We start from the raw sequence: 20,577 nt of genomic DNA on the forward strand, positions 1-20,577 counted from the left end.
AACGTCAACTCTGCCAACCTGCCCTCGCCCAAATCCAGTTTTTCCGTCATTCCGGTTGCAACGGCGTTCAGACTCAGATGAAGGTCACTTTCAGAACAAATGGTGATCGAATGACCTCGACAATCACAAATTCAAACGCTCTGAAGGGCATGCTGATCATGGCCGGCTGCATGATCGTGCTGCCGATCATGGACGCGATTGCCAAATATATGGCGGTCAGCGAAGGCATGTCTCCTGCGCAGGTCACCTTCTATCGGTTCTTCTTTCAGCTCGTCTGCACACTTCCATTGCTGATGATCATGTCGCCAAAGGCGTTGCTGGCGGCCAAACGCCCGTGGCTGAACCTGTTGCGCGGCGTGCTGCATGCGGCGGCCAGCCTCTGCTTCTTTGCGGCGGTCAAATACATGCCACTGGCGGATGTCTTCGCCATCTATTTCGTCGAGCCGTTTCTGCTCACCATGATGTCCGCGCTCTTTCTGGGCGAAAGGGTCGGCTGGATGCGCTGGTCGGCCATTGCCGTCGGCTTCATCGGCGCGATGATCGTCATACAGCCCAGCTTCGAACTCTTCGGCTGGACCTCGCTTTTGCCGGTTGCCTGCGCGTTTCTGTTCACGCTCTATCTGTTTCTCAACCGTGCGATGGGAGATGCGGACAGCCCGCTCGTCATGCAGACCATGTCTGGCATTGCCGGGACCGTGTTCATGGCCGTGGCCTTGCTGATCGGCCACGGGCTAGGCGATGTGAATTTCGAAATGTCCCTGCCCGACTGGGGCCATGGCCTCGTTCTGCTTGTGCTACTCGGTTCCATATCCGGCTACATGCACCTTCTTGTCGTCAAGGCCTTTCGGCTGGCGCCCGTGTCCCTGCTCGCCCCGTTTCAGTATTTCGAAATCATTTCCGCAACCGTGCTGGGCTACGTGCTGTTTTCCGATTTCCCAACGGCATCGAAATGGCTCGGCATTGTCATCATCGTTGCATCAGGCCTTTTCATCATCTGGCGAGAGCGCCGCGCCGCAAACCGCACCATCGTTGCGGTTTCAGAAGTTTGACGAAAATCGACACCTACCCTTGTTCCTGCCGCTGAGGTCGGGCAAAAGTCTTTTCGAATTTACAAAGCAATCATGGAGACGCAAATGGACGTTCGCGCCGCAGTCGCTGTTCAGGCAGGCAAGCCACTGGAAATCATGACGGTTCAGCTCGAAGGACCACGCGCTGGCGAAGTGCTGATCGAGGTCAAGGCGACCGGCATCTGCCACACGGATGATTTTACGCTCTCAGGCGCAGACCCGGAAGGCCTGTTTCCAGCCATTCTCGGCCATGAGGGTGCGGGTATCGTCGTTGACGTAGGCCCGGGTGTGACGTCGCTGAAGAAGGGCGATCACGTCATTCCGCTTTACACGCCGGAGTGCCGTGAATGCTATTCCTGTCTCAGCCGTAAAACGAACCTCTGCACATCCATCCGCGCCACGCAGGGCCAGGGCCTGATGCCAGATGGCACCAGCCGCTTTTCCATCGGCAAGGACAAGATCTTCCACTACATGGGCTGCTCGACCTTCGCCAACTTCACGGTTCTGCCGGAAATTGCGCTGGCCAAGGTCAATCACGACGCGCCTTTCGACAAGATTTGCTACATCGGCTGTGGCGTGACCACAGGCATCGGTGCCGTCATCAACACGGCCAAGGTCGAGATCGGCTCGACGGCCATCGTCTTCGGTCTCGGCGGCATTGGCCTCAACGTGCTTCAGGGCCTGCGTCTTGCCGGTGCCGACATGATTATCGGCGTCGATATCAACAATGACCGCAAGGCCTGGGGTGAAAAATTCGGAATGACGCACTTCGTCAATCCAAAGGAAGTCGGCGACGACATCGTGCCCTATCTCGTCAATCTGACCAAACGCAATGGCGACACAATCGGCGGCGCGGATTATACATTCGATTGCACCGGCAACACCAAGGTCATGCGTCAGGCGCTGGAATCATCGCATCGCGGCTGGGGCAAGTCGGTCGTCATCGGCGTGGCCGGTGCGGGACAGGAAATTTCCACTCGTCCCTTCCAGCTGGTCACAGGCCGCAACTGGATGGGCACCGCCTTCGGTGGCGCCCGTGGCCGCACCGACGTGCCGAAGATTGTCGAGTGGTACATGGACGGCAAGATCCAGATCGACCCGATGATCACCCACACCATGCCGCTCGAAGACATCAACAAGGGCTTCGACATGATGCATTCGGGCGAAAGCATCCGTGGCGTTGTCGTTTATTGAGTGATTGATCAATCAACCAAAATTGTCCTTCGGTGCCATGCGCCGGAGGATGCTGCTATTGGGAAATGCCGTTCCTGTTTTGCCGAAAAGACGAGAGGAGCAAGGCAACCTCAACGTCATCCTCGGGCTTGTCCCGAGGATCTGACCACGTTCAATGTTGGGGTTCGTTAGATCCTCGGGACAAGCCCGAGGATGACGTTCACGGTGCATGTCGTGCCATCGGTCTAGCCAAACAGCTCTACCCCAGCCGCCTGTCACCCGTCGCGAATTTCGCCTTTAGCAGGCACTCCTCATATTCCGCTTCAGCCACCGAATCGAACACGATCCCGCCGCCGACGTTGAAGGTGGCAGCGCCATCCTCAAACAGCGTGATGGTGCGGATCGACACCGAAAACCGCATATCTCCATCGGGTGACATCATGCCGATTGCGCCGCAATAGGCGTTGCGGGGACCGATCTCCAGATCGTGCAGAATTTCCATCGCCCGCATTTTCGGCGCACCCGTTATCGAGCCGCAGGGGAAGAGTGCGGCGAAAATATCCGTGACCGTCATGTCAGGCAAAAGCTTTCCCCGCACATGGCTCACCATCTGGTGCACGGTGGGATAGGTTTCGATGTGGAACAGCTTGGGCACTTCCAGTGTGCCGACCTCGATGATGCGGGATATATCATTGCGCAGGAGATCCACGATCATGCGGTTTTCGGCCTGTGTCTTCTCATCCTCCAGCATGGTCGCGATCAATGCGGCGTCATCTTCAGGTGATGCGCCACGCTTGACTGTTCCCTTCATGGGATGCGTCTCGATCCAACCATCTTTCACGGAGAAGAACAGCTCTGGTGAACGTGAGAGGATCACGGGGCCACCGAAATCGAGAAGCGCGCCGTATTTGACCGGTTGCCTTGATATCAGCGACCAGAACGCGGTCAGTGGATCGCCCGACCAGCGTGCATTGATCGGCATGGTCAGGTTGGCCTGATAGCAGTCACCCTGCCGCAGATGCTGGTGCAGCTTGGCAAATTGCGCACTGTATTCGTCAAGCGTCCATCCGGGCTTGATATCGCCTAGAAAGTCATCCGCATTCATGAGAGACGGTGGCGGCGAGATATCACTGGAGGGTGACGTGAACACGCCAAAGCACAGCAGCGGCACATCCCGCTTCACCTGCGCAAGCGGTGCCAATTTGGGTTCGAAAAGATACCCGGCTTCGTAGGACATGTAACCGGCAAGGTATTTGCCACTGGCACGCGCGGCCTGCATCCGCTCCAGCGCCGGAAAGAAGTCCTCCGCCTCATTTGCCACGACAAGCTCGTCCGGCTCGGTAAACAGCGTTACCGTGCCGGTCTTGTCATCGCGAAACAGAACATAGGGCGAAGTCAGCAAATCCATTCGATCCCGCCATAAATGACATCATAGGCGATCGATATCGCCTTTCGCCCACATTTCAATGGTCTCGGCGTAGAAATCCGCAAAGCGGCCTTCTTCGATGGATTTGCGGATGCCCTGCATCAGTTCCTGATAATAGGCCAGATTGTGCCAAGAGAGCAGCATGCCGCCCAGCGCTTCGTTGGAGCGCGAGAGATGGTGCAGATAGGCACGGGAGTAATCGCGCGATGCCGGGCAGTTGGACTGTTCGTCCAACGGCCGCATGTCTTCCGCATGGCGGGCGTTGCGAAGGTTGACGCGGCCACGGCGGGTGAAGGCCAGACCATGGCGACCTGAGCGTGTCGGCATGACGCAGTCGAACATATCGATGCCACGCGCTACGGATTTCAGGAGGTCATCCGGTGTTCCCACGCCCATCAGGTAGCGTGGCTTTTCGCTCGGCAAGGCCGGAACGGTAATGTCGAGCATGCCCAGCATCACCGCTTGCGGCTCACCCACAGCAAGGCCACCAACAGCGTAGCCCTTCAGATCAAGCTGCTTCAAGGCTTCAGCCGAGCGGATACGCAGATCCGGCTGGTCGCCACCCTGCACGATGCCGAACATGGCCTTGCCCGGCTGTTCGCCGAACGCAACACGGCAACGCTCTGCCCAGCGCAGCGACATTTCCATCGCCCGCTCGATTTCCTTACGCTCTGCTGGCAGTGCGACGCATTCGTCCAACTGCATCTGGATATCAGAACCCAGCAGCCCCTGGATCTCGATCGAGCGTTCCGGCGACATGTGGTGATAGGAGCCATCGATATGGCTCTTGAACGTTACGCCCTTCTCATCCAGCTTGCGCAGCCCAGACAGCGACATGACCTGAAACCCGCCGCTATCGGTGAGGATCGGGTGCGGCCAGCGGATCAGCTCATGCAGGCCGCCCAGTCGCGCCACGCGCTCCGCACCGGGCCGCAGCATCAGATGGTAGGTGTTGCCCAAAATGACATCAGCACCCAGATCGCGCACCTGATCCAGATACATGGCCTTGACGGTGCCGACTGTGCCAACCGGCATGAAGGCCGGGGTGCGGATGACGCCGCGTGGCATGGCAACTTCGCCAAGGCGCGCGCCGCCGCTGGTTGCTTTGAGGGTGAAGGTAAAGTTCTCTTGCATCAGTTCTTCCGGAAAAGCAGGCTGGAATCGCCATAGGAATAGAAACGGTAGCCGGTCGAAATCGCGTGGTCATAGGCCTTGCGCATCGTCTCCAGCCCGCAGAATGCCGAGACCAGCATGAACAGCGTGGACTTCGGCAGGTGAAAATTCGTCATCAGAATATCGACCGCTTTGAAGCGATATCCCGGCGTAATGAAAATGCCAGTCGCGCCAGACCAAGGGTTGATCTGGCCGTCATCGCTCGCCGCACTCTCGATCAGGCGCAGCGAGGTGGTACCAACGCAGATGATGCGCCCGCCCCGCTCCTTGACGGCATTCAGCTTCGCAGCAGTCTCTTCGGATACATAGCCGATTTCAAGGTGCATCTTGTGCTCCTCAGTGTCATCAGCCTTGACCGGCAAAAATGTGCCTGCGCCCACATGCAGCGTCACGAAATGGCGTTCCACCCCTGCCTGATCGAGCTTTTCGAAAAGCTCGGGCGTGAAATGCAGGCCTGCGGTGGGTGCCGCAACAGCACCTTTTTCGCGAGCATAGATGGTCTGGTAATCCGTCTGGTCCTGTGCGTCTTCAGGGCGCTTGGCCGCTATATAGGGCGGAAGCGGAATATGGCCGACAGATGCGATGGCTTCGTCAAGGGCGGGGCCTGAGAGATCGAAAAGCAGGGTGATTTCGCCCTCTTCGCCTTTCTCCTCAACCGTCGCTTCCAAGAACGCCAGACCGCAGGCATTGTCGCGCTCGTAACCGAACCGGATGCGATCATTCTGCTTGATGCGCTTGCCCGGCCGCGCAAAAGCCTTCCAGCGGCTGGCATCCACGCGCATATGCAGCGTGGCGGAAACAGCCGTTTCCGGCGCACCTTCGCGCAGCCGCACACCTTCCAGCTGGGCGGGAATCACCCGCGTATCGTTAAACACCAGCGCATCGCCGGGTTTAAGAAAGCCGGGAAGATCGAAAACCTGATGGTCCGTCATGCGGTCCACATTCGGATCGACCACAAGCAAACGCGCACTGTCACGCGGATTGGCCGGGCGCAGCGCAATATTCTCATCTGGAAGGTCGAAGTCGAAAAGGTCTACACGCATGATGGGCTCTAGGGCAAAACCCGCCTTCACGCTGGGCTAAGGCAAGTAGAGGTTTGCGGTCATGCGCTGAGCTTCCCTCCGTCATCCTCGGGCTTGACCCGAGGATCTAACGAACCCCAACATCAAACGTGGGTAGATCCTCGGGTCAAGCCCGAGGATGACGAAGGAGAAGTCAGTGCATAACAAACATAATTAACCCGCCCCGCAGTTGCCTGCGAGGCGGGTGACAAGTCTTTATCCTACGCTTAAGCGGCAGAAGCAAGACGGATGGAAACGATCGAATCGGGATCCTTCACAGGCTCGCCGCGCTTGATCTTGTCGATGGCTTCCATGCCTTCAATGACCTGGCCCCAGACAGTGTACTGCTTGTTCAGCCATGGGCTGTCTGTAAAGCAGATGAAGAACTGCGAGTTGGCAGAGTTCGGGCTCTGCGAACGGGCCATGGAGCATGTGCCGCGAACGTGCGGAATGGCCGAAAATTCAGCCTGCAGGTCAGGCTTTTCAGAGCCGCCCATGCCAGCGCGTGCCGGGTTGAAGCTCTCGGAGCCCTTCTTGCCGAACTTCACGTCGCCGGTCTGCGCCATGAAATCGGTGATGACGCGGTGGAAAACAACACCGTCATAAGCCTGCTCGGACACCAGTTCCTTGATGCGTGCAACGTGGCCCGGTGCCACTTCTGGCATAAGCTGGATCACGACCTTGCCAGTCGTTGTTTCCATGATGAGGGTGTTTTCGGGATCTTTGATCTCGGCCATGATGTCTCTCCTATTTTGGGCGTCTTCGCCCGGTTTTATTTCTTGCCGACGGTAACTTTGACCATGCGGTCAGGATCGGAAACTTCGCCGTTACCGCCTTTGCCCTTCTTGATCTTGTCGACAAATTCCATGCCGGATACGACCTGGCCGACAACGGTGTATTGTCCGTTCAGGAACGAACCCTGATCGAACATGATGAAGAACTGCGAGTTGGCAGAGTTGGGGCTCTGCGAGCGGGCCATGCCGACCGTGCCGCGCTCAAACGGTGTCTTGGAAAACTCGGCGGGAAGGTCCGGAAGGTCCGAGCCGCCTGTTCCTGCGCGCTGGGCATCGAAGGATTTGGCCATATTGCCGTATTGCACATCACCCGTCTGGGCCATGAAGCCTGGAATGACGCGGTGGAACGCAACATTGTCATAGGCACCCTTTTCAGCCAGCGCCTTGATCTGCGCAACGTGCTTTGGTGCGACTTCGGGCGCGAGCTGGATGACGACGGGGCCGTCTTTCAGCTGGATAGTCAGAAATTCAGCAGCAGAAGCGAATGTGCTGGCAGCAACGGCGCTGACAAAAAGTGCGCCGGCAAAGGCAAAACGAAGCAGTTTCATTGGAATTGGCTCCAGAATAATGGCTGAACTAGCGTTTCAGCTTGCTGTTAAGGGCTTCAAGCACAGCTTTCGGCACGAAGGACTCTACACGACCGCCCATTGTTGCGATCTGACGAACCAATGTGGCGGTAATGGGCCGGGATGCCGTTGCCGCAGGCAGAAAGATGGTCTGAACATCCGGCGCCATCTGGCTGTTCATGCCAGCCATCTGCATTTCATAGTCGAGATCAGAACCATCGCGCAGGCCGCGCACCAGTAGTGTTGCGCCGTGTTCACGAGCGGCATCCACGACCAGATTGGAAAAAGAGACGACCCGCAGGCGCGTGCCCGCTTCCGGCAAAACATCGTTCATCGAACGACGAATAAGGTCTGCCCGTTCTTCAAAGCTGAACATAGGCGACTTGCCGGGGTGAATGCCGATAGCAACAATAACCTCTGACGCAACGTTCAACGCCTGGATCAATATATCCAGATGTCCGTTGGTCATCGGATCAAATGATCCGGGGTAAAAGGCAATCGTCATATCGCTCCCGATACTTAACGTTGGTTGTGCCGCCTTTTGTCATGGAAGGCCGGTCTTCGCAAGACCGTAAGCTTGTCTCAGCGGCCAAACAGCGGAGTGAACATCACATGAATACCCCGTTCAGCGCGGCTTCAAAGCCAATGTCTATAAAGGTCTCATCGAATGGCGAACGGGCAGTTGCCCTCACGGAGACGGAAATGCTGGTGTTCATGATGATGCTGACAATCGCAACATCTTTTGCTGTCGAATACGTTTTCATGGATTGACGCAAACTGCCGATTTTCTGAACGGCAGATGAACGAAGCATTCAACAACGCTTCAGAGGCGCAATGCTAATCGATTTTTAACAATAACGCGGAACCGGATCAGAGATTGCGCGTTGAAATCGCAGGTAAGGAACAAGCACATGTTTTCCAAAGAAAAACAGTCTACTTCGGCTAAAATTGGCGTCATCAGCACAGCCTGGACCATGCTGGTTATCGCTATGGTCGCTGTCATGTTCAGCCTTCACAGCGAAAAGTCGGCTCAGAACGGCCCGGACTTTCCACAGCTCACATCCCGCACTCAATATATGAACTACTATTGATCGAGCGGGAGTAATCATCCACTTTTCTGGAGATTCTCCATGTTTACTTTCTTGACTTTGCTTGCAGCCCTCATCAGCGCCATGTTCGTAGCCTCTGTTATGACAGCCGTGATCGAGTCCAAGAAAGAAGACGAGCAGTTCAAAAAAATGATCAAGCGCAGCAAATCGTTTTAAGGCCGTCGAGCCTCGAAATATCCGCTTCATCAACAAAACCGCCTGACCCGAGGCGGTTTTTTTGTGCCTGCATAGGTGGTTGCACCTGTTTAGGGCGCGCAATTGCTCCCACTCACGCCTTCGTTTGCGCTTGCGCCATTTTCAGCGGTATTTAGCCTTCAATTTCAAAGTGGATTGATTTAAGGAAGCCCCATAGACCCGGCGTAACGGGCGAATATTGTGAGGTTTGCATAACGATGCTCGATTCCCTGAGAAATGCTTCTCGTACCCTGGCGGCGAAGATCCTTCTTCTCCTCCTCGTTCTTTCCTTCGGCGTGTGGGGCGTTTCCGCATCTCTGGTGTCTCCTAACTCGCATTCTGTCGTGACAGTTGGCGACCAGGCGGTCACGCAGAACGAGTTTCGTTTTGCCTATCAGCGCCAGCTCGCAGATGTGGGCCGCCAGTTCGGCACGCGCCTGACGACGGAACAGGCCAAGGCGTTCGGAATCGACCGTCAGGTGTTCAGCCAGCTATCCGCAGGTGCTGCACTTGACCAGCTTGCATCGGACATGAACCTCGGGCTTTCCGAAGATCGCCTTGCCACGCTGATCGCGGAAGATCCTGCCTTCAAGGCACCGGGCGGCCAGTTTGACCGCGCTCTGTTTAGCCAGCGCCTGCGTGGTGCAGGCTTCAACGAAGACGACTACGTCGAAGAACGCAGCAAGGTTGCCGTGCGCGGCCAGATCGTCGATGCCATTTCGGATGGTTTCACAGCGCCTAAGGTGTTGGTCGATGCGCTAAAGCAGTATCGCGATGAACAGCGCTCGATTGACTACGTGCTGCTTTCCAACGCCAATATCGATCCGGTTAAGGCACCGGGCGACGACGTTCTTGCTCCATGGTTTGAAAAGAACAAGGCACAGTATCGCGCTCCGGAATATCGCAAGTTCACCTATGTGAAGCTTGAGCCTTCCGACATTGCAGACCAGGCAGCGATTACCGACCAGCAGATCGCCGACTTCTACAACGCGCACAAAGACAATTTCCGCACAGCCGGTCGCCGCACCATCGAGCAGCTGACCTTTACCGACAAGGAAATGGCCGAAGCCGCTGCGACGCAGATTCGCGTTGGCACGACGACCTACGATCAGGTGGTGAAGGATCAGGGCAAGCGTCCTGAGGACGTAACCCTTGGCGAGTTCACGAAAGACACCGTGCCGGATCAATCCGTCGCCGAGGCAGCTTTTGCCATCCAGAAGGATGGCGGCGTTTCGCCTGTGGTCGATGGCGCATTTGGCCCAGTTATCCTACGCGTCACAGGCATCAAGAATGAAAGCATGAAGACGCTGGATGAGGCGAAGGAAGAAATTCGCACCAACCTTGCCACGACAAATGCTGCCGAAGAGCTGAACAATGTTCATGACCGCTACGAAGATCTGCGTGGCGGCGGTTCTTCGCTGAGCGATGCGGCAACGCAGCTCAAGCTGAAGCCCGTTACCGTCAACACAATCGATGAAAAGGGCGAAGACGAGAAGGGCGCTGCCGTGGAAGGTCTGCCGACCCCTGCCCTCATCGCCGAAGTGTTCAAGGCCGAGCAGGGTGCAGATGCACCAGCCGTCAATATCGGTCGTGATGGCTACGTGTGGTTCGATCTTCAGCAGGTTACACCACCGCGTGACCGCACCTTGAGTGAAGTCAAGGAGCAGGTTGTTGCCGACTGGACTGCCGAGCAGCAGCGCACAGCGCTTGCGGCAAAGGCAGACGAGCTGAAGGCGCGCGCTGAAAAGGGCGAAACGCTTGCAGCAATTGCCGGCGAGATGGGCCTTTCCGTTGAAAACAAGATGGGCCTTCGCCGCACAAGTGAAGATGCGGTTCTCGGCCAGCAGGCAGTGGCTGCCGTCTTCGCAGGCGCAAATGGCCTCGTCGGCACTGCGCCAGATACTGAAGGTTCCAGCCGCATCCTGTTCAAGGTGACCGAAGTCAACACCAGCACCTCGACAGACGCGCTTGCAGACAGCGATCAGCAGGTGACAGCCATGGCCAGTGCCGCTGGCGACGACATGCTCGACCAGATGGTCAATCGCCTGCAGAATGATTATGGTGTGACCATCAATCAGGCTGCGGCAGATCAGGCTATGACGGCTGCTTATTAAAACTGGACTTCAGGGGGCGTGACATGGCTGATTTAAAGCCGCTGATTGCGAAGGTTGCCAATGGCGAAAGCCTCAACCGGGAAGAGGCACGTCAGGCTTTTGACGTGCTGATGTCCGGCGAGGCAACGCCATCGCAAATCGGCGCCTTTCTCATGGCCTTGCGGGTGCGCGGCGAAACGGTTGATGAAATCGTCGGTGCGGTTTCCTCCATGCGTGCGCGCATGCTGCCTGTCAAGGCACCCGCCGATGCCATGGATATCGTCGGCACGGGTGGCGATGGTCTCGGCACCTACAACATCTCCACACTGGCCTCCATCATTGTGGCGGGTGCAGGTGTGCCAGTCGCCAAGCATGGCAACCGTGCTTTGAGCTCAAAGTCCGGCACTGCCGATGCCCTCTCGGTGCTCGGCGTGAAGCTGGATATTGAGCCGGAATTGATCACCCGCTGCGTCACAGAGGCGGGGCTTGGCTTCATGTTCGCACAGCGTCACCATTCCTCCATGCGCCATGTGAACCCCAGCCGCGTCGAGCTTGGCACCCGCACAATCTTCAACCTGCTCGGCCCGCTCTCCAATCCGGCAGGCGCAAAAAAGCAGTTACTTGGCGTGTTTGCTCCGCGCTGGCTTGTACCCTTGGCCGAAGTGCTGCGTGACCTTGGCTCAGAATCGGTCTGGGTCGTGCATGGCGATGGCCTGGACGAAATCACCACGACAGGCACCACCCATGTCGCGGCGCTGGAAAACGGCAAGATCAGAACATTCGATCTGACACCTGCCGATTTCGGAGTTGAACCCGCCAGCATCGATGACCTCAAGGGTGGCGATGGCGTTGCCAATGCGGCCGCGCTGCGCGAAGTTCTGGCTGGTCACAAAAATGCCTATCGAGACGTATCTCTTTGTAACGCGGCAGCCTCTCTGGTCGTTTCCGGCAAGGCCGGAACGCTGGCGGAAGGCATGAAAATCGCGAGCGCATCCCTGGACGAAGGCAAAGCTGCGGCTGCGCTGGACAGGCTGATTGCCGTTTCGAACGAGGAATAGGGCAAAGCCATGAGCGACATTCTGAAGAAGATCGAAGCCTATAAGCGCGAGGAAATTGCAGCGGCAAAGGCCCGGGTTTCACTTGATGATCTCAAGGCTATGGCTGCTGACCAGACGCCACCGCGCGGGTTCTACAATGCGTTGAAGCGCAAGCAGGCCGACGGTGCCTTCGGTCTTATTGCCGAGATCAAGAAGGCCAGCCCGTCCAAAGGTCTCATCCGCCCGGATTTCGATCCGCCTTCGCTGGCGCAAGCCTATGAATCTGGCGGTGCGGCCTGCCTCTCCGTACTGACGGATACGCCGAGCTTCCAGGGCGCGCCGGAGTTTCTGACAGCCGCTCGCAACGCCTGTTCCCTGCCCGCGCTTCGCAAGGATTTCATGTTCGAGACCTATCAGGTGTATGAAGCCCGCGCCTGGGGTTCCGATTGCATCCTCCTCATCATGGCATCTCTTTCCGATGATGAAGCAAAGCGTCTTGAAGACGAAGCCTTCTCGCTTGGCATGGATGTGCTGGTGGAAGTGCATGACGAAGAAGAGACCGAGCGGGCGCTCAAGCTCGCCTCTCCGCTGCTCGGCGTCAACAATCGTAACCTGCGCACTTTCGAGGTCAGCCTTGATGTCAGCGAGCGTCTGGCATCCATGGTGTCGGCGGATAAATTGCTGGTCGGTGAAAGCGGCATCTTCACATACGAAGACTGCAAGCGCCTTCAGACATCAGGCATCACCACATTCCTTGTGGGTGAAAGCCTAATGCGCAAGACCGATGTGACGGCCGCTACCCGCACGCTGCTGAATGGCGAAAATGCGATGGCTGCTGAATGAGTGACGACGTGAAGCTGACCCATATCGGTGCCTCCGGCGAGGCCCATATGGTTGATGTCGGCGAAAAGGCCGAGACCACCCGCGTTGCCGTTGCCGAAGGTTTCGTGAAAATGAAGCCGGAAACGCTTGATCTCATCCGCGAAGGTAACGCCAAAAAGGGCGATGTCATCGGCACAGCACGTCTGGCTGGCATTATGGCCGCCAAGCAGACATCGAACCTCATTCCTCTCTGCCACCCGCTGCTGCTGACTAAAATCCTTGTCGATATTACCGAGGATGACGCCCTGCCCGGCTTGCGTGTCGAGGCGACCGTCAAGCTATCCGGCAAGACGGGCGTTGAGATGGAAGCGCTGACCGCCGTATCTGTCGCGTGCCTCACCATCTACGATATGGCAAAGGCCGCTGATAAGGGCATGGAAATCGGCTCCATCCGCCTTCTGGAAAAGACTGGCGGAAAATCCGGTCACTACAAGGCGTAAGACGTTCTGCGACCTGCATCGCGCTCATACAAGAGGACACACCCCATGAAACCTCTCTTGCCCGTTGCGGAAGCTCAAAGCCGATTGCTGGCTGCAGCGACCCCCATCACATCAGTGGAAACCGTGCCGCTTGAGAGCGCAGACCAGCGCGTGCTTGCGCATGATCTGCAAGCCCGCCTTACCCAGCCGCCGTTCCACGCCTCTGCCATGGATGGCTATGCACTGAGGGCCGTCGATGCCCCACAGATCGGCTCTGTGCTGACAGTCATTGGTGAGGCCGCCGCAGGACACGCCTTTGCGGGTCGTGTGAGCGAAGGCGAGGCCGTGCGCATTTTCACCGGTGCGCCATTGCCGGAAGGCGCCGACGCCGTTCTCATTCAGGAAGATGCCGAGGTGCTTGACGCGGGTCAAATCCGCACCGGCTTCCAAGTCACCGAAGGGAGACATATCCGTCCCCGCGGTCAGGATTTTGCCGAGGGAGAAACGGTCCTCAAGGCCGGAACGGAACTAACCTTCACCGATATCACCCTCGCCGCTGCCATGAACCATGCGGCGCTGCCGGTGTTTCGCAAACCGGTCGTGGCCATTCTCGCCACCGGCGATGAACTCGTGCCGCCCGGCGGCACGCCCAATCCGGCGCAAATCATCGCCTCCAACACATTCGGCGTCGCCGCATTAGCGCGGAAGGCCGGTGCAGACATTCTCGATCTCGGCATCGTGGTCGATGACGAAGCGCTCATCCGCGCAGCCATCGACAAGGCCATAGCCGCCAAAGCCGACGTGCTGGTCACGCTCGGCGGCGCTTCGGTTGGAGATCATGATCTCGTTCAAGCAGCACTCAAAGCGCAGGGCATGGCACTGGATTTCTGGCGCATCGCCATGCGCCCGGGCAAACCGCTGATGGTCGGCTCAATCGGTGACATGCAGGTGCTCGGCCTCCCCGGCAACCCCGTCGCAAGCCTCGTCTGCAGCCTCCTGTTTCTGGAACCCCTCATCCAAAAACTCAGCCACCGCAAGCCCACCTCCCGCGAGACTTCCGCTCAAACCGCCACGACGCTAAAAGCCAACGACCAGCGCCAAGACTATCTGCGCGCCCGCATCATCGGCCACGAGAACGGCAACCCCATCGTCGAAACCTTCACCAAGCAGGATTCTTCGATGATGAAGATCATGGCCGAGGCGGATTGCCTGATTGTGCGTGCGCCATTTGCTGAGGAGTTGCAGGCTGGTGGCGAGTGTGTGGTGGTGAGGCTGAGGTAGGCTGACAGTTTCTGTAGCGCGCCAAAAATACCGATTCTGCTTGGCCCTAAGGCGTAGTTGAAACCGCTGCAGAGACAGTCTTGCGGTCAGCTATCACGTACCAAGCTACGGCTGTCAGCACGACCGCCCCGCCGGCCAGAACAGGAAGCGAGATATACTCCTTGTAGAACAGCAGGACCCAAAGAGGGCCGAGCACGACATCAAGCATCGAGAGCAGACCAGCTTCCCCGGAGCCGACGCGACGAGAGCCTAGGAGCAGGAGAATATAGCCGACACCTGTGGTCAAGACTCCGTAAAAAGCGCAGGCGATAAGCTGTGTTGGCTCAGGAAGTGAAAACTGCATGAAGGGCAGAGCAACACATAAACATAAGATAGCCGCACAGACCGTCATCAGCGTGGAATCCATACTGGGAAAACGCTTCGCGATTACGATCTGCGTCGCGCAACCCGCGGTCATGAGAAACGCCGCAAGGATTCCAATGAAATCGGTTGCCGAAACCGCAGCACCAGCCGAAATCGCTACTCCGATGAAAGCGACGCAACCTGCGATGACGAAGCGGTGCGTTACCTGATCTCGCAACCACACGAAGGCGATACCTGTCGCGACGAAGGGCAGAGTGGCATAGACCGTCATGACATTGGCGACGGTCGTCCATTGCAGTGACGCAATATAGCTTATCGCCGTGAAGGCTGACACAACGCACGCCACAACACCTGGCAGTCCAAAGGTCTTCGCCGGATGCCGCTTGGTGGTCCTCTGTCTAACAAGCAGGAAGGCGCCGAGCGTGATTGCCGCAAAGCCCGAGCGCCAGGCAACCATGGACCATACATCCATAGCCGCCATACGCACGAAAAGACCGGCAGTGCTCCACATAACCGCTGAGGCAATGACCATGTAGATGCCATTAAGACGATCGCGTGCCGGGTTCATGTCCAACTCGCTCCCCCAAGCAAGACCTGCAGATACTCGATGGTATAGACGATCGGCTTAGTCGAGGATGGTGACTGCACGACGCGCGGATGTCGTATTGCGAAGGGAAAGCGCCAAATTCTGGCAGGTGTTTAAGATTGCCCGACCTACACGATCAGAGGTTCGCTTGTATCGCATTTCCGCTACGGCAGCATTCTATTCCGGCTGAAACTTTCGCCCGGGACGATTAGCGGCCTCGACGGAATGACTGACGTGATTCCTTTGCAGAATCCGAAAAACCAGGCGGCTTGGTTTTCACCCAAGTCACGAATGTCTCCACCGCAGGATCTTGCAAAATCGCTTCGATCGTAGAAAACTTCTTGGCGAGTTGGGCATCGGTAAAGATCGAATGTATCTGGTCGTGGCAGATACGGTGCAGGGAAACGGTTTTCTTGCCACCCTTGCTCTTGGGAACGAGATGATGCTCGTCTCTCTGATCCTCCGGGATGACGCGCTCGCACATCGGGCAGACTACCGGCTCAGGCGCAGGCTCGTCCCATGAAACGAACTCATCTCTATTCTTGCGGGCCACTGCTCGATCCTTACTCGTGTAGACCCCGTATGCTGTAACCGAGGATAGGTGCTAGTTTCAAAACTTGGATGCCAATAGCACGAAACCATCAAAACCATCTATGGCTTCCTTTGGCGCAAACCGTACTTCAATACAAAAGGGCCGCATCACTGCGGCCCTTTGCGTTTCACTTAATTGATTGGCCGGCGCAGTGTCGCGCCCTAGCCGTTAGGTTCGCGTGAGCGCTTAAAACTCTTCCCACGTGTCCTGTGCTACTGCGGCAGACGATGCGCCGCCGCCGAAGGCGCTGGCGATTTTGCGGCCGAGGGCACGGGCTGGTGATGCTGCGGGTCTTGAGTGGTTGGAAGCGACCTTTGGTGCCGGGGCAGCTGGAACGCTGCGGCTTGCGCCTTCGCTATTTCCAACGTTGAAGCGCGACAGCAACTGGTTGAGAGATGCGGCTTCCTTCGCAAGGCTGTGGCTGGCCGCTGTCGACTGCTCGACCATGGCCGCGTTCTGCTGCGTGCCCTGATCCATCGTGTTAACGGCAGTGTTGATTTCCTGAAGTCCAACAGACTGTTCACGCGACGATTCGACAATCGCCGTGATGTGGCGGTTGATTTCCTGAACCTCGGTGACAATCACCTCAAGCGCACGACCGGTTTCGCCAACAAGGTTGACGCCAGAACGGACATGCTCGCCAGATGTGGTGATCAGCGCCTTGATTTCCTTGGCGGCCTTGGCAGAACGCTGGGCGAGTTCACGCACTTCCTGCGCAACAACGGCAAAGCCCTTGCCTGCTTCACCCGCACGCGCGGCTTCGACACCGGCGTTTAGGGCCAGAAGGTTGGTCTGGAACGCGATCTCATCGATAACGCTGATGATGTTGGTGATTTCACCAGAGGAGCGTTCGATCTCATTCATGGCTGTCACGGCCTGACGAACGACGTCGCCGGACTTTTCCGCGCCCTGACGGGCCTTTGAAACGAGGTGACCGACTTCTTCTGCGCGGTTGCTGCTATCTTTCACCGTCGTGGTGATTTCTTCCAGCGCGGCAGCTGTTTGTTCAACGGAGGCTGCCTGCTGTTCGGTGCGCTTGGAAAGATCATCGGCGGCGGAGCGGATTTCGTTTGCACCGGCGTCGATTCCACGAGCGTTCTGTCCAACAGCACGCAGAGCGTCGTTCAGATTGCCGACGGAGCTGTTGAAGTTGGCGCGAAGCGTATCGAGATGCGCAGCGAATGGCGTTTCGATGCGATAGGCAACATCGCCGTCCGCCAGGCGGTTGAGTGCCTTGGCCAGATTATCAACAGCAAACTGCGTTTCTTCAGCATCCTTGGCCTTCTGCGCTTCATTGGCTGCACGTTCTTTTTCAGACATGCTGCGGTTTGCTGCGGCTTCGGTTTCAAGGCGAATGGTCTCAAGCGCATTGGTGCGGAACACTGCAACAGCCTGCGCCATTTGTCCGACTTCGTCTTTGCGATCCTGCCCATCAACCGACGCATCTGTCTGGCCATTGGCCAGCGTTATCATGCGCTTGGACAGGCTCGCAATTGGCGTGGTAATGCCCTTGGCAGCAACCACAAGCGAAGCAATAATGCCGAGCGCGAATGTCAGACCGACAATCGTCAGCGACCAAAAGATCGTAGAGTCCGTCTGATGGGACAGTGCATCACTTCTGCCTGCAACATCCTTCATAACCTTATCGAGGAACTTGGCTGCATCTGCTGCCAGCGGCACGATCAACAAATCTGCTTTCGCCAGAGCGGCCTTGGCAGCATCATCCTGATCGTTTGCGCCAAGCTTGACAGCCTCGTCGGTCAAGGCAATCACCTCTTTCGACTTGGAAATAAAGGCGTCGAGAGCCGGCTTTTCAGCTGGCAGAAGTTTAGCCGTCGTTTCCAACCGATCAAAGAGCTTGGCTTTGGCATCCGCATAAAGCGCTACTGCTGTCTTCATGCCGGGAGCGTCACGATCGTAAACCAGAGTTTGATAGGCACTGTATGCCGTTGCAGCAAGATTTCTGTTCGCCCGAGCCATTGCTGTCACGCCGGCAGTATCGTTGGAAATGAAATCCGTGTAGCTGTTATCAGCGCTCTTGAAGCTGTTTGACATAAACGCCGTCGCGCTCAATCCCACAACACAAAGCGGAAGTACGAGAGCGAGGATCTTCGTGCGTATGCTCGCATTTTTAAGAAATGACATGTTTTTGGGGAACCCTGTTGATCGCCAAACGCGTAGCAGCACGCAAGAAGACGCTCACTGAGCAAAGCCAGTGCCACTACGGAGAAATCGGCATTTTGATGATTGATGACAACCATCGCTCGCGATCATCGCGGCTCGGTAAACTTGTCTGGTTAATGCGTAAACGTCTTCCATTTAAATACTATTAAAATTTGGGGGGTATTCGAACCAGTTCTTCGCAGCACCTGAACTGCGCCAACAGAACGATTAATACTGTTGGTCATTTCGCGCATCTAATGGCAAAATGTCTCGAATGAATTCAATAAAAAAGGCCGCATCACTGCGGCCTTCTGCATTTTGATCTCAGCACTGATGCCTCAAACCAACCGGCTGCGCTCCACCGCAGCTTCAATGAAGCTAGCGAAGAGAGGGTGCGGGTCCAATGGGCGGCTCTTGAGCTCGGGGTGGTACTGCACGCCGATGAACCATGGGTGGTCAGGGTATTCCACCGTTTCAGGCAGAACGCCATCCGGGGACATGCCGGAGAAGACGAGGCCGCAGTTTTCGAGGCGGTCCTTGTAATCAACGTTCACTTCATAGCGGTGGCGGTGGCGTTCGGAAATATCCGTGGAGCCGTAGATGTCGGCAATCCGCGTGTCTTTCTTGAGCTTAGCCTTGTAAGCGCCAAGACGCATCGTGCCGCCAAGATCGCCAGCAGCATTGCGCTTTTCAAGCTCGTTGCCCTTCACCCACTCGGTCATCAGGCCAACGACAGGTTCCTGTGTGGTGCCGAACTCGGTAGACGAGGCGTTCGCGATGCCAGCGAGATTGCGGGCCGCTTCCACGACTGCCATCTGCATGCCGAAGCAAATGCCGAAATAAGGAACCTGACGCTCGCGGGCAAACTGTGCTGCGCGAATCTTGCCTTCAGAGCCGCGTTCACCGAAACCGCCAGGAACGAGAATGGCATCAACCTTTTCCAGGTAGGGCGCCGGATCTTCTTTTTCGAAGACCTCAGACTCGATCCATTCCAGCTTGACCTTCACGCGGTTGGCAAAGCCACCGTGATGCAGCGCCTCGATAAGAGACTTATACGCATCCTTGAGGCCGGTATATTTGCCGACGATGGCGATCGTAACCTCGCCTTCCGGCGTGTGGATACGGTTGCAAACCTCTTCCCACTGCTCAAGGCGTGGCTTCGGCGCAGGCTCAATGCCAAACGCAGCCAGAACCTCGTTGTCGAGGCCTTCCTTGTGGTAAGCAATCGGAACGTCATAGATGTTGGCCACATCCAGAGCCTGGATGACGGCGGAAGGACGCACGTTGCAGAACAGCGAAAGCTTGCGGCGTTCGGCTTCGGGAATTTCCCGGTCGGCACGTACCAGCAGAATATCCGGGTGAATACCCAGGGCCTGCAATTCCTTGACCGAATGCTGTGTCGGCTTTGTCTTCAACTCGCCGGCTGCCGGAATGTAAGGCATCAGCGTCAGATGCACGAAGATGGCCGTGCCGCGTGGCAGGTCGTTCTTGGCCTGACGGATCGCTTCCATGAACGGCATGGCTTCGATATCGCCCACCGTGCCGCCGATTTCGCAGATGACGAAGTCGTATTCCTCGTTGCCTTCAGTCACGAAATTCTTGATTTCGTTGGTAACGTGCGGAATGACCTGCACCGTCGCGCCGAGATAATCGCCGCGCCGTTCCTTGTCGATGATGTTTTTGTAGATCCGACCCGTGGTGATGTTATCGGTCTTGGTAGCCGAGCGCCCAGTGAAGCGTTCGTAGTGACCAAGATCAAGGTCAGTCTCCGCGCCGTCATCGGTCACGAACACCTCACCGTGCTGAGTGGGGCTCATGGTGCCGGGATCGACATTGAGATAGGGGTCAAGTTTGCGAAGCCGCACCCGGTAACCACGGGATTGCAACAACGCTCCGAGTGCTGCGGCCGCAATGCCCTTACCAAGTGAGGAGACCACGCCGCCTGTGATGAATACATATCGCGCCATGGGATTTACCGCTTACCTTTAAAAGAGTGATTCCGCCAGTCCAAATTTCTGAAAGCCTGCATTCACCTGTTGATGAAGGGCAGAGCCTGGCCGGAATATGAACAAAAGAAAACCGGCAGGCTTTTGGCCTGCCGGAGCGTTATGCATCAACCGGGTTTACTGACCGGTTGGAACTGCGTTCGGATTTGCCGGAGCGGGCGTAGCCGGTGCCGGAGCGGCAGGCGTTGCCGGTGCAGCGGCACCATTCGTGGAGGATGGAACGCCGTTTTGCGCAGGCGCTGCAGGAGTGGACGACGAAGGCCCAAGCGTATCCAGAATGCCGTTACCCTGGCCTTGCGTGGCCGGAATACGATCCAGAATATCTGTTGGACGCGATTCGTAGCGTGTGAGAAGGCCCAGGCCGAGCGATGTTGCGAAGAACAAAGCCGCAAGAATGGCCGTTGCGCGTGTCAGGGCATTTGCAGTGCCGCGTGCGGACATAAAGCCCGAGCCGCCGCCAATACCAAGACCACCGCCCTCGGACCGCTGGATCAGGACCACGCCGACAAGCGCCAGCACGATCATGAGATGAATAACAATCAGTACGTTCTGCATGACAATCCATTCCATGCCCCGTTTGGAGCACAATGAAGAAGTTTGCGGCTCTTTACA

The 20,577-nt window shown here is 57.0% G+C and carries 21 protein-coding genes; 9 read left to right on the forward strand and 12 right to left on the reverse strand.

Annotation, left to right across the window (positions count from 1 at the left end; translation table 11 throughout):
• Window positions 1-110 precede the first annotated feature (110 nt).
• Window positions 111-1,049, forward strand: coding sequence for a DMT family transporter (locus IFT53_RS18490; RefSeq protein ID WP_192066792.1), 939 nt, complete (start codon window positions 111-113; stop codon window positions 1,047-1,049).
• 84 nt (window positions 1,050-1,133) lie between these two features.
• Complete coding sequence (locus tag IFT53_RS18495; RefSeq protein ID WP_192066794.1) at window positions 1,134-2,261, forward strand: S-(hydroxymethyl)glutathione dehydrogenase/class III alcohol dehydrogenase; 1,128 nt, start codon at window positions 1,134-1,136, stop codon at window positions 2,259-2,261.
• Between the two features lie 238 nt (window positions 2,262-2,499).
• Here the strand turns inward: IFT53_RS18495 and IFT53_RS18500 are convergent, their stop codons facing one another.
• From IFT53_RS18500 to IFT53_RS18530, 7 genes are all read right to left on the reverse strand, one after another.
• Entirely contained in the window at window positions 2,500-3,642 is a 1,143-nt protein-coding gene (locus IFT53_RS18500) for an aminodeoxychorismate synthase component I (RefSeq protein ID WP_192066989.1), read from the reverse strand.
• 27 nt (window positions 3,643-3,669) lie between these two features.
• Entirely contained in the window at window positions 3,670-4,800 is a 1,131-nt protein-coding gene (gene tgt / locus IFT53_RS18505; RefSeq protein ID WP_192066796.1) for a tRNA guanosine(34) transglycosylase Tgt, read from the reverse strand.
• Window positions 4,800-5,882, reverse strand: a complete 1,083-nt coding sequence (gene queA, locus IFT53_RS18510; RefSeq protein ID WP_192066797.1) for a tRNA preQ1(34) S-adenosylmethionine ribosyltransferase-isomerase QueA — start codon at window positions 5,880-5,882, stop codon at window positions 4,800-4,802. The genes tgt and queA overlap by 1 nt, the downstream gene beginning before the upstream one ends.
• 245 nt (window positions 5,883-6,127) lie before the next feature.
• Entirely contained in the window at window positions 6,128-6,637 is a 510-nt protein-coding gene (locus tag IFT53_RS18515; RefSeq protein WP_042619388.1) for a peptidylprolyl isomerase, read from the reverse strand.
• 35 nt (window positions 6,638-6,672) lie between these two features.
• Window positions 6,673-7,242, reverse strand: a complete 570-nt coding sequence (locus IFT53_RS18520; RefSeq protein WP_192066799.1) for a peptidylprolyl isomerase — start codon at window positions 7,240-7,242, stop codon at window positions 6,673-6,675.
• 28 nt (window positions 7,243-7,270) lie between these two features.
• Entirely contained in the window at window positions 7,271-7,765 is a 495-nt protein-coding gene (coaD, locus tag IFT53_RS18525; protein ID WP_192066801.1) for a pantetheine-phosphate adenylyltransferase, read from the reverse strand.
• Between the two features lie 103 nt (window positions 7,766-7,868).
• On the reverse strand, window positions 7,869-8,024 hold the full coding sequence (locus tag IFT53_RS18530; RefSeq protein ID WP_192066803.1) for a hypothetical protein: 156 nt from the start codon (window positions 8,022-8,024) through the stop codon (window positions 7,869-7,871).
• 147 nt (window positions 8,025-8,171) lie between these two features.
• On the opposite strand from IFT53_RS18530, the gene IFT53_RS18535 reads away from it, so the two are divergent.
• The 7 genes from IFT53_RS18535 to IFT53_RS18560 all read left to right on the forward strand — a co-directional run bounded on the left by IFT53_RS18535 (window position 8,172) and on the right by IFT53_RS18560 (window position 14,255).
• Window positions 8,172-8,351, forward strand: coding sequence for a hypothetical protein (locus IFT53_RS18535; RefSeq protein ID WP_192066805.1), 180 nt, complete (start codon window positions 8,172-8,174; stop codon window positions 8,349-8,351).
• A 39-nt stretch (window positions 8,352-8,390) separates the two neighbouring features.
• Entirely contained in the window at window positions 8,391-8,525 is a 135-nt protein-coding gene (locus IFT53_RS23985) for a hypothetical protein (protein WP_274604097.1), read from the forward strand.
• A gap of 236 nt (window positions 8,526-8,761) precedes the next feature.
• Window positions 8,762-10,657: a peptidylprolyl isomerase gene (locus tag IFT53_RS18540; RefSeq protein WP_192066806.1), complete on the forward strand. Its 1,896-nt coding sequence runs from the start codon at window positions 8,762-8,764 to the stop codon at window positions 10,655-10,657.
• Between the two features lie 23 nt (window positions 10,658-10,680).
• The gene (trpD, locus tag IFT53_RS18545; RefSeq protein ID WP_192066808.1) at window positions 10,681-11,694 is read left to right on the forward strand and encodes an anthranilate phosphoribosyltransferase; all 1,014 of its coding nucleotides are present in this window, start codon (window positions 10,681-10,683) and stop codon (window positions 11,692-11,694) included.
• 9 nt (window positions 11,695-11,703) lie between these two features.
• Window positions 11,704-12,516 carry an indole-3-glycerol phosphate synthase TrpC gene (trpC, locus tag IFT53_RS18550; RefSeq protein ID WP_192066810.1) on the forward strand — a complete coding sequence of 271 codons (813 nt, stop codon included), beginning with the start codon at window positions 11,704-11,706 and terminating at the stop codon, window positions 12,514-12,516.
• On the forward strand, window positions 12,513-12,995 hold the full coding sequence (gene moaC, locus IFT53_RS18555; protein ID WP_042619381.1) for a cyclic pyranopterin monophosphate synthase MoaC: 483 nt from the start codon (window positions 12,513-12,515) through the stop codon (window positions 12,993-12,995). Before trpC ends, moaC begins: the two co-directional genes overlap by 4 nt.
• Window positions 12,996-13,040: 45 nt before the next feature.
• Window positions 13,041-14,255 (forward strand): molybdopterin molybdotransferase MoeA, encoded by a 1,215-nt coding sequence (locus tag IFT53_RS18560; protein ID WP_192066812.1) that lies wholly within the window; start codon window positions 13,041-13,043, stop codon window positions 14,253-14,255.
• 46 nt (window positions 14,256-14,301) lie between these two features.
• Here the strand turns inward: IFT53_RS18560 and IFT53_RS18565 are convergent, their stop codons facing one another.
• The 5 genes from IFT53_RS18565 to secG all read right to left on the reverse strand — a co-directional run bounded on the left by IFT53_RS18565 (window position 14,302) and on the right by secG (window position 20,520).
• Window positions 14,302-15,186: a DMT family transporter gene (locus IFT53_RS18565; RefSeq protein WP_192066814.1), complete on the reverse strand. Its 885-nt coding sequence runs from the start codon at window positions 15,184-15,186 to the stop codon at window positions 14,302-14,304.
• Window positions 15,187-15,412: 226 nt separating this feature from the next.
• Window positions 15,413-15,757, reverse strand: a complete 345-nt coding sequence (locus IFT53_RS18570; protein ID WP_192066815.1) for an HNH endonuclease — start codon at window positions 15,755-15,757, stop codon at window positions 15,413-15,415.
• Window positions 15,758-15,982: 225 nt separating this feature from the next.
• Entirely contained in the window at window positions 15,983-17,941 is a 1,959-nt protein-coding gene (locus IFT53_RS18575) for a methyl-accepting chemotaxis protein (RefSeq protein WP_192066817.1), read from the reverse strand.
• Between the two features lie 356 nt (window positions 17,942-18,297).
• Window positions 18,298-19,926 carry a CTP synthase gene (locus tag IFT53_RS18580; RefSeq protein WP_192066819.1) on the reverse strand — a complete coding sequence of 543 codons (1,629 nt, stop codon included), beginning with the start codon at window positions 19,924-19,926 and terminating at the stop codon, window positions 18,298-18,300.
• Between the two features lie 156 nt (window positions 19,927-20,082).
• Window positions 20,083-20,520 carry a preprotein translocase subunit SecG gene (gene secG / locus IFT53_RS18585; RefSeq protein WP_042619731.1) on the reverse strand — a complete coding sequence of 146 codons (438 nt, stop codon included), beginning with the start codon at window positions 20,518-20,520 and terminating at the stop codon, window positions 20,083-20,085.
• Window positions 20,521-20,577: the final 57 nt, after the last annotated feature.

The organism is Rhizobium sp. CFBP 13644 (genome assembly GCF_014842165.1).
GTDB classification, from domain to species: Bacteria; Pseudomonadota; Alphaproteobacteria; order Rhizobiales; family Rhizobiaceae; genus Agrobacterium; species Agrobacterium tumefaciens_C.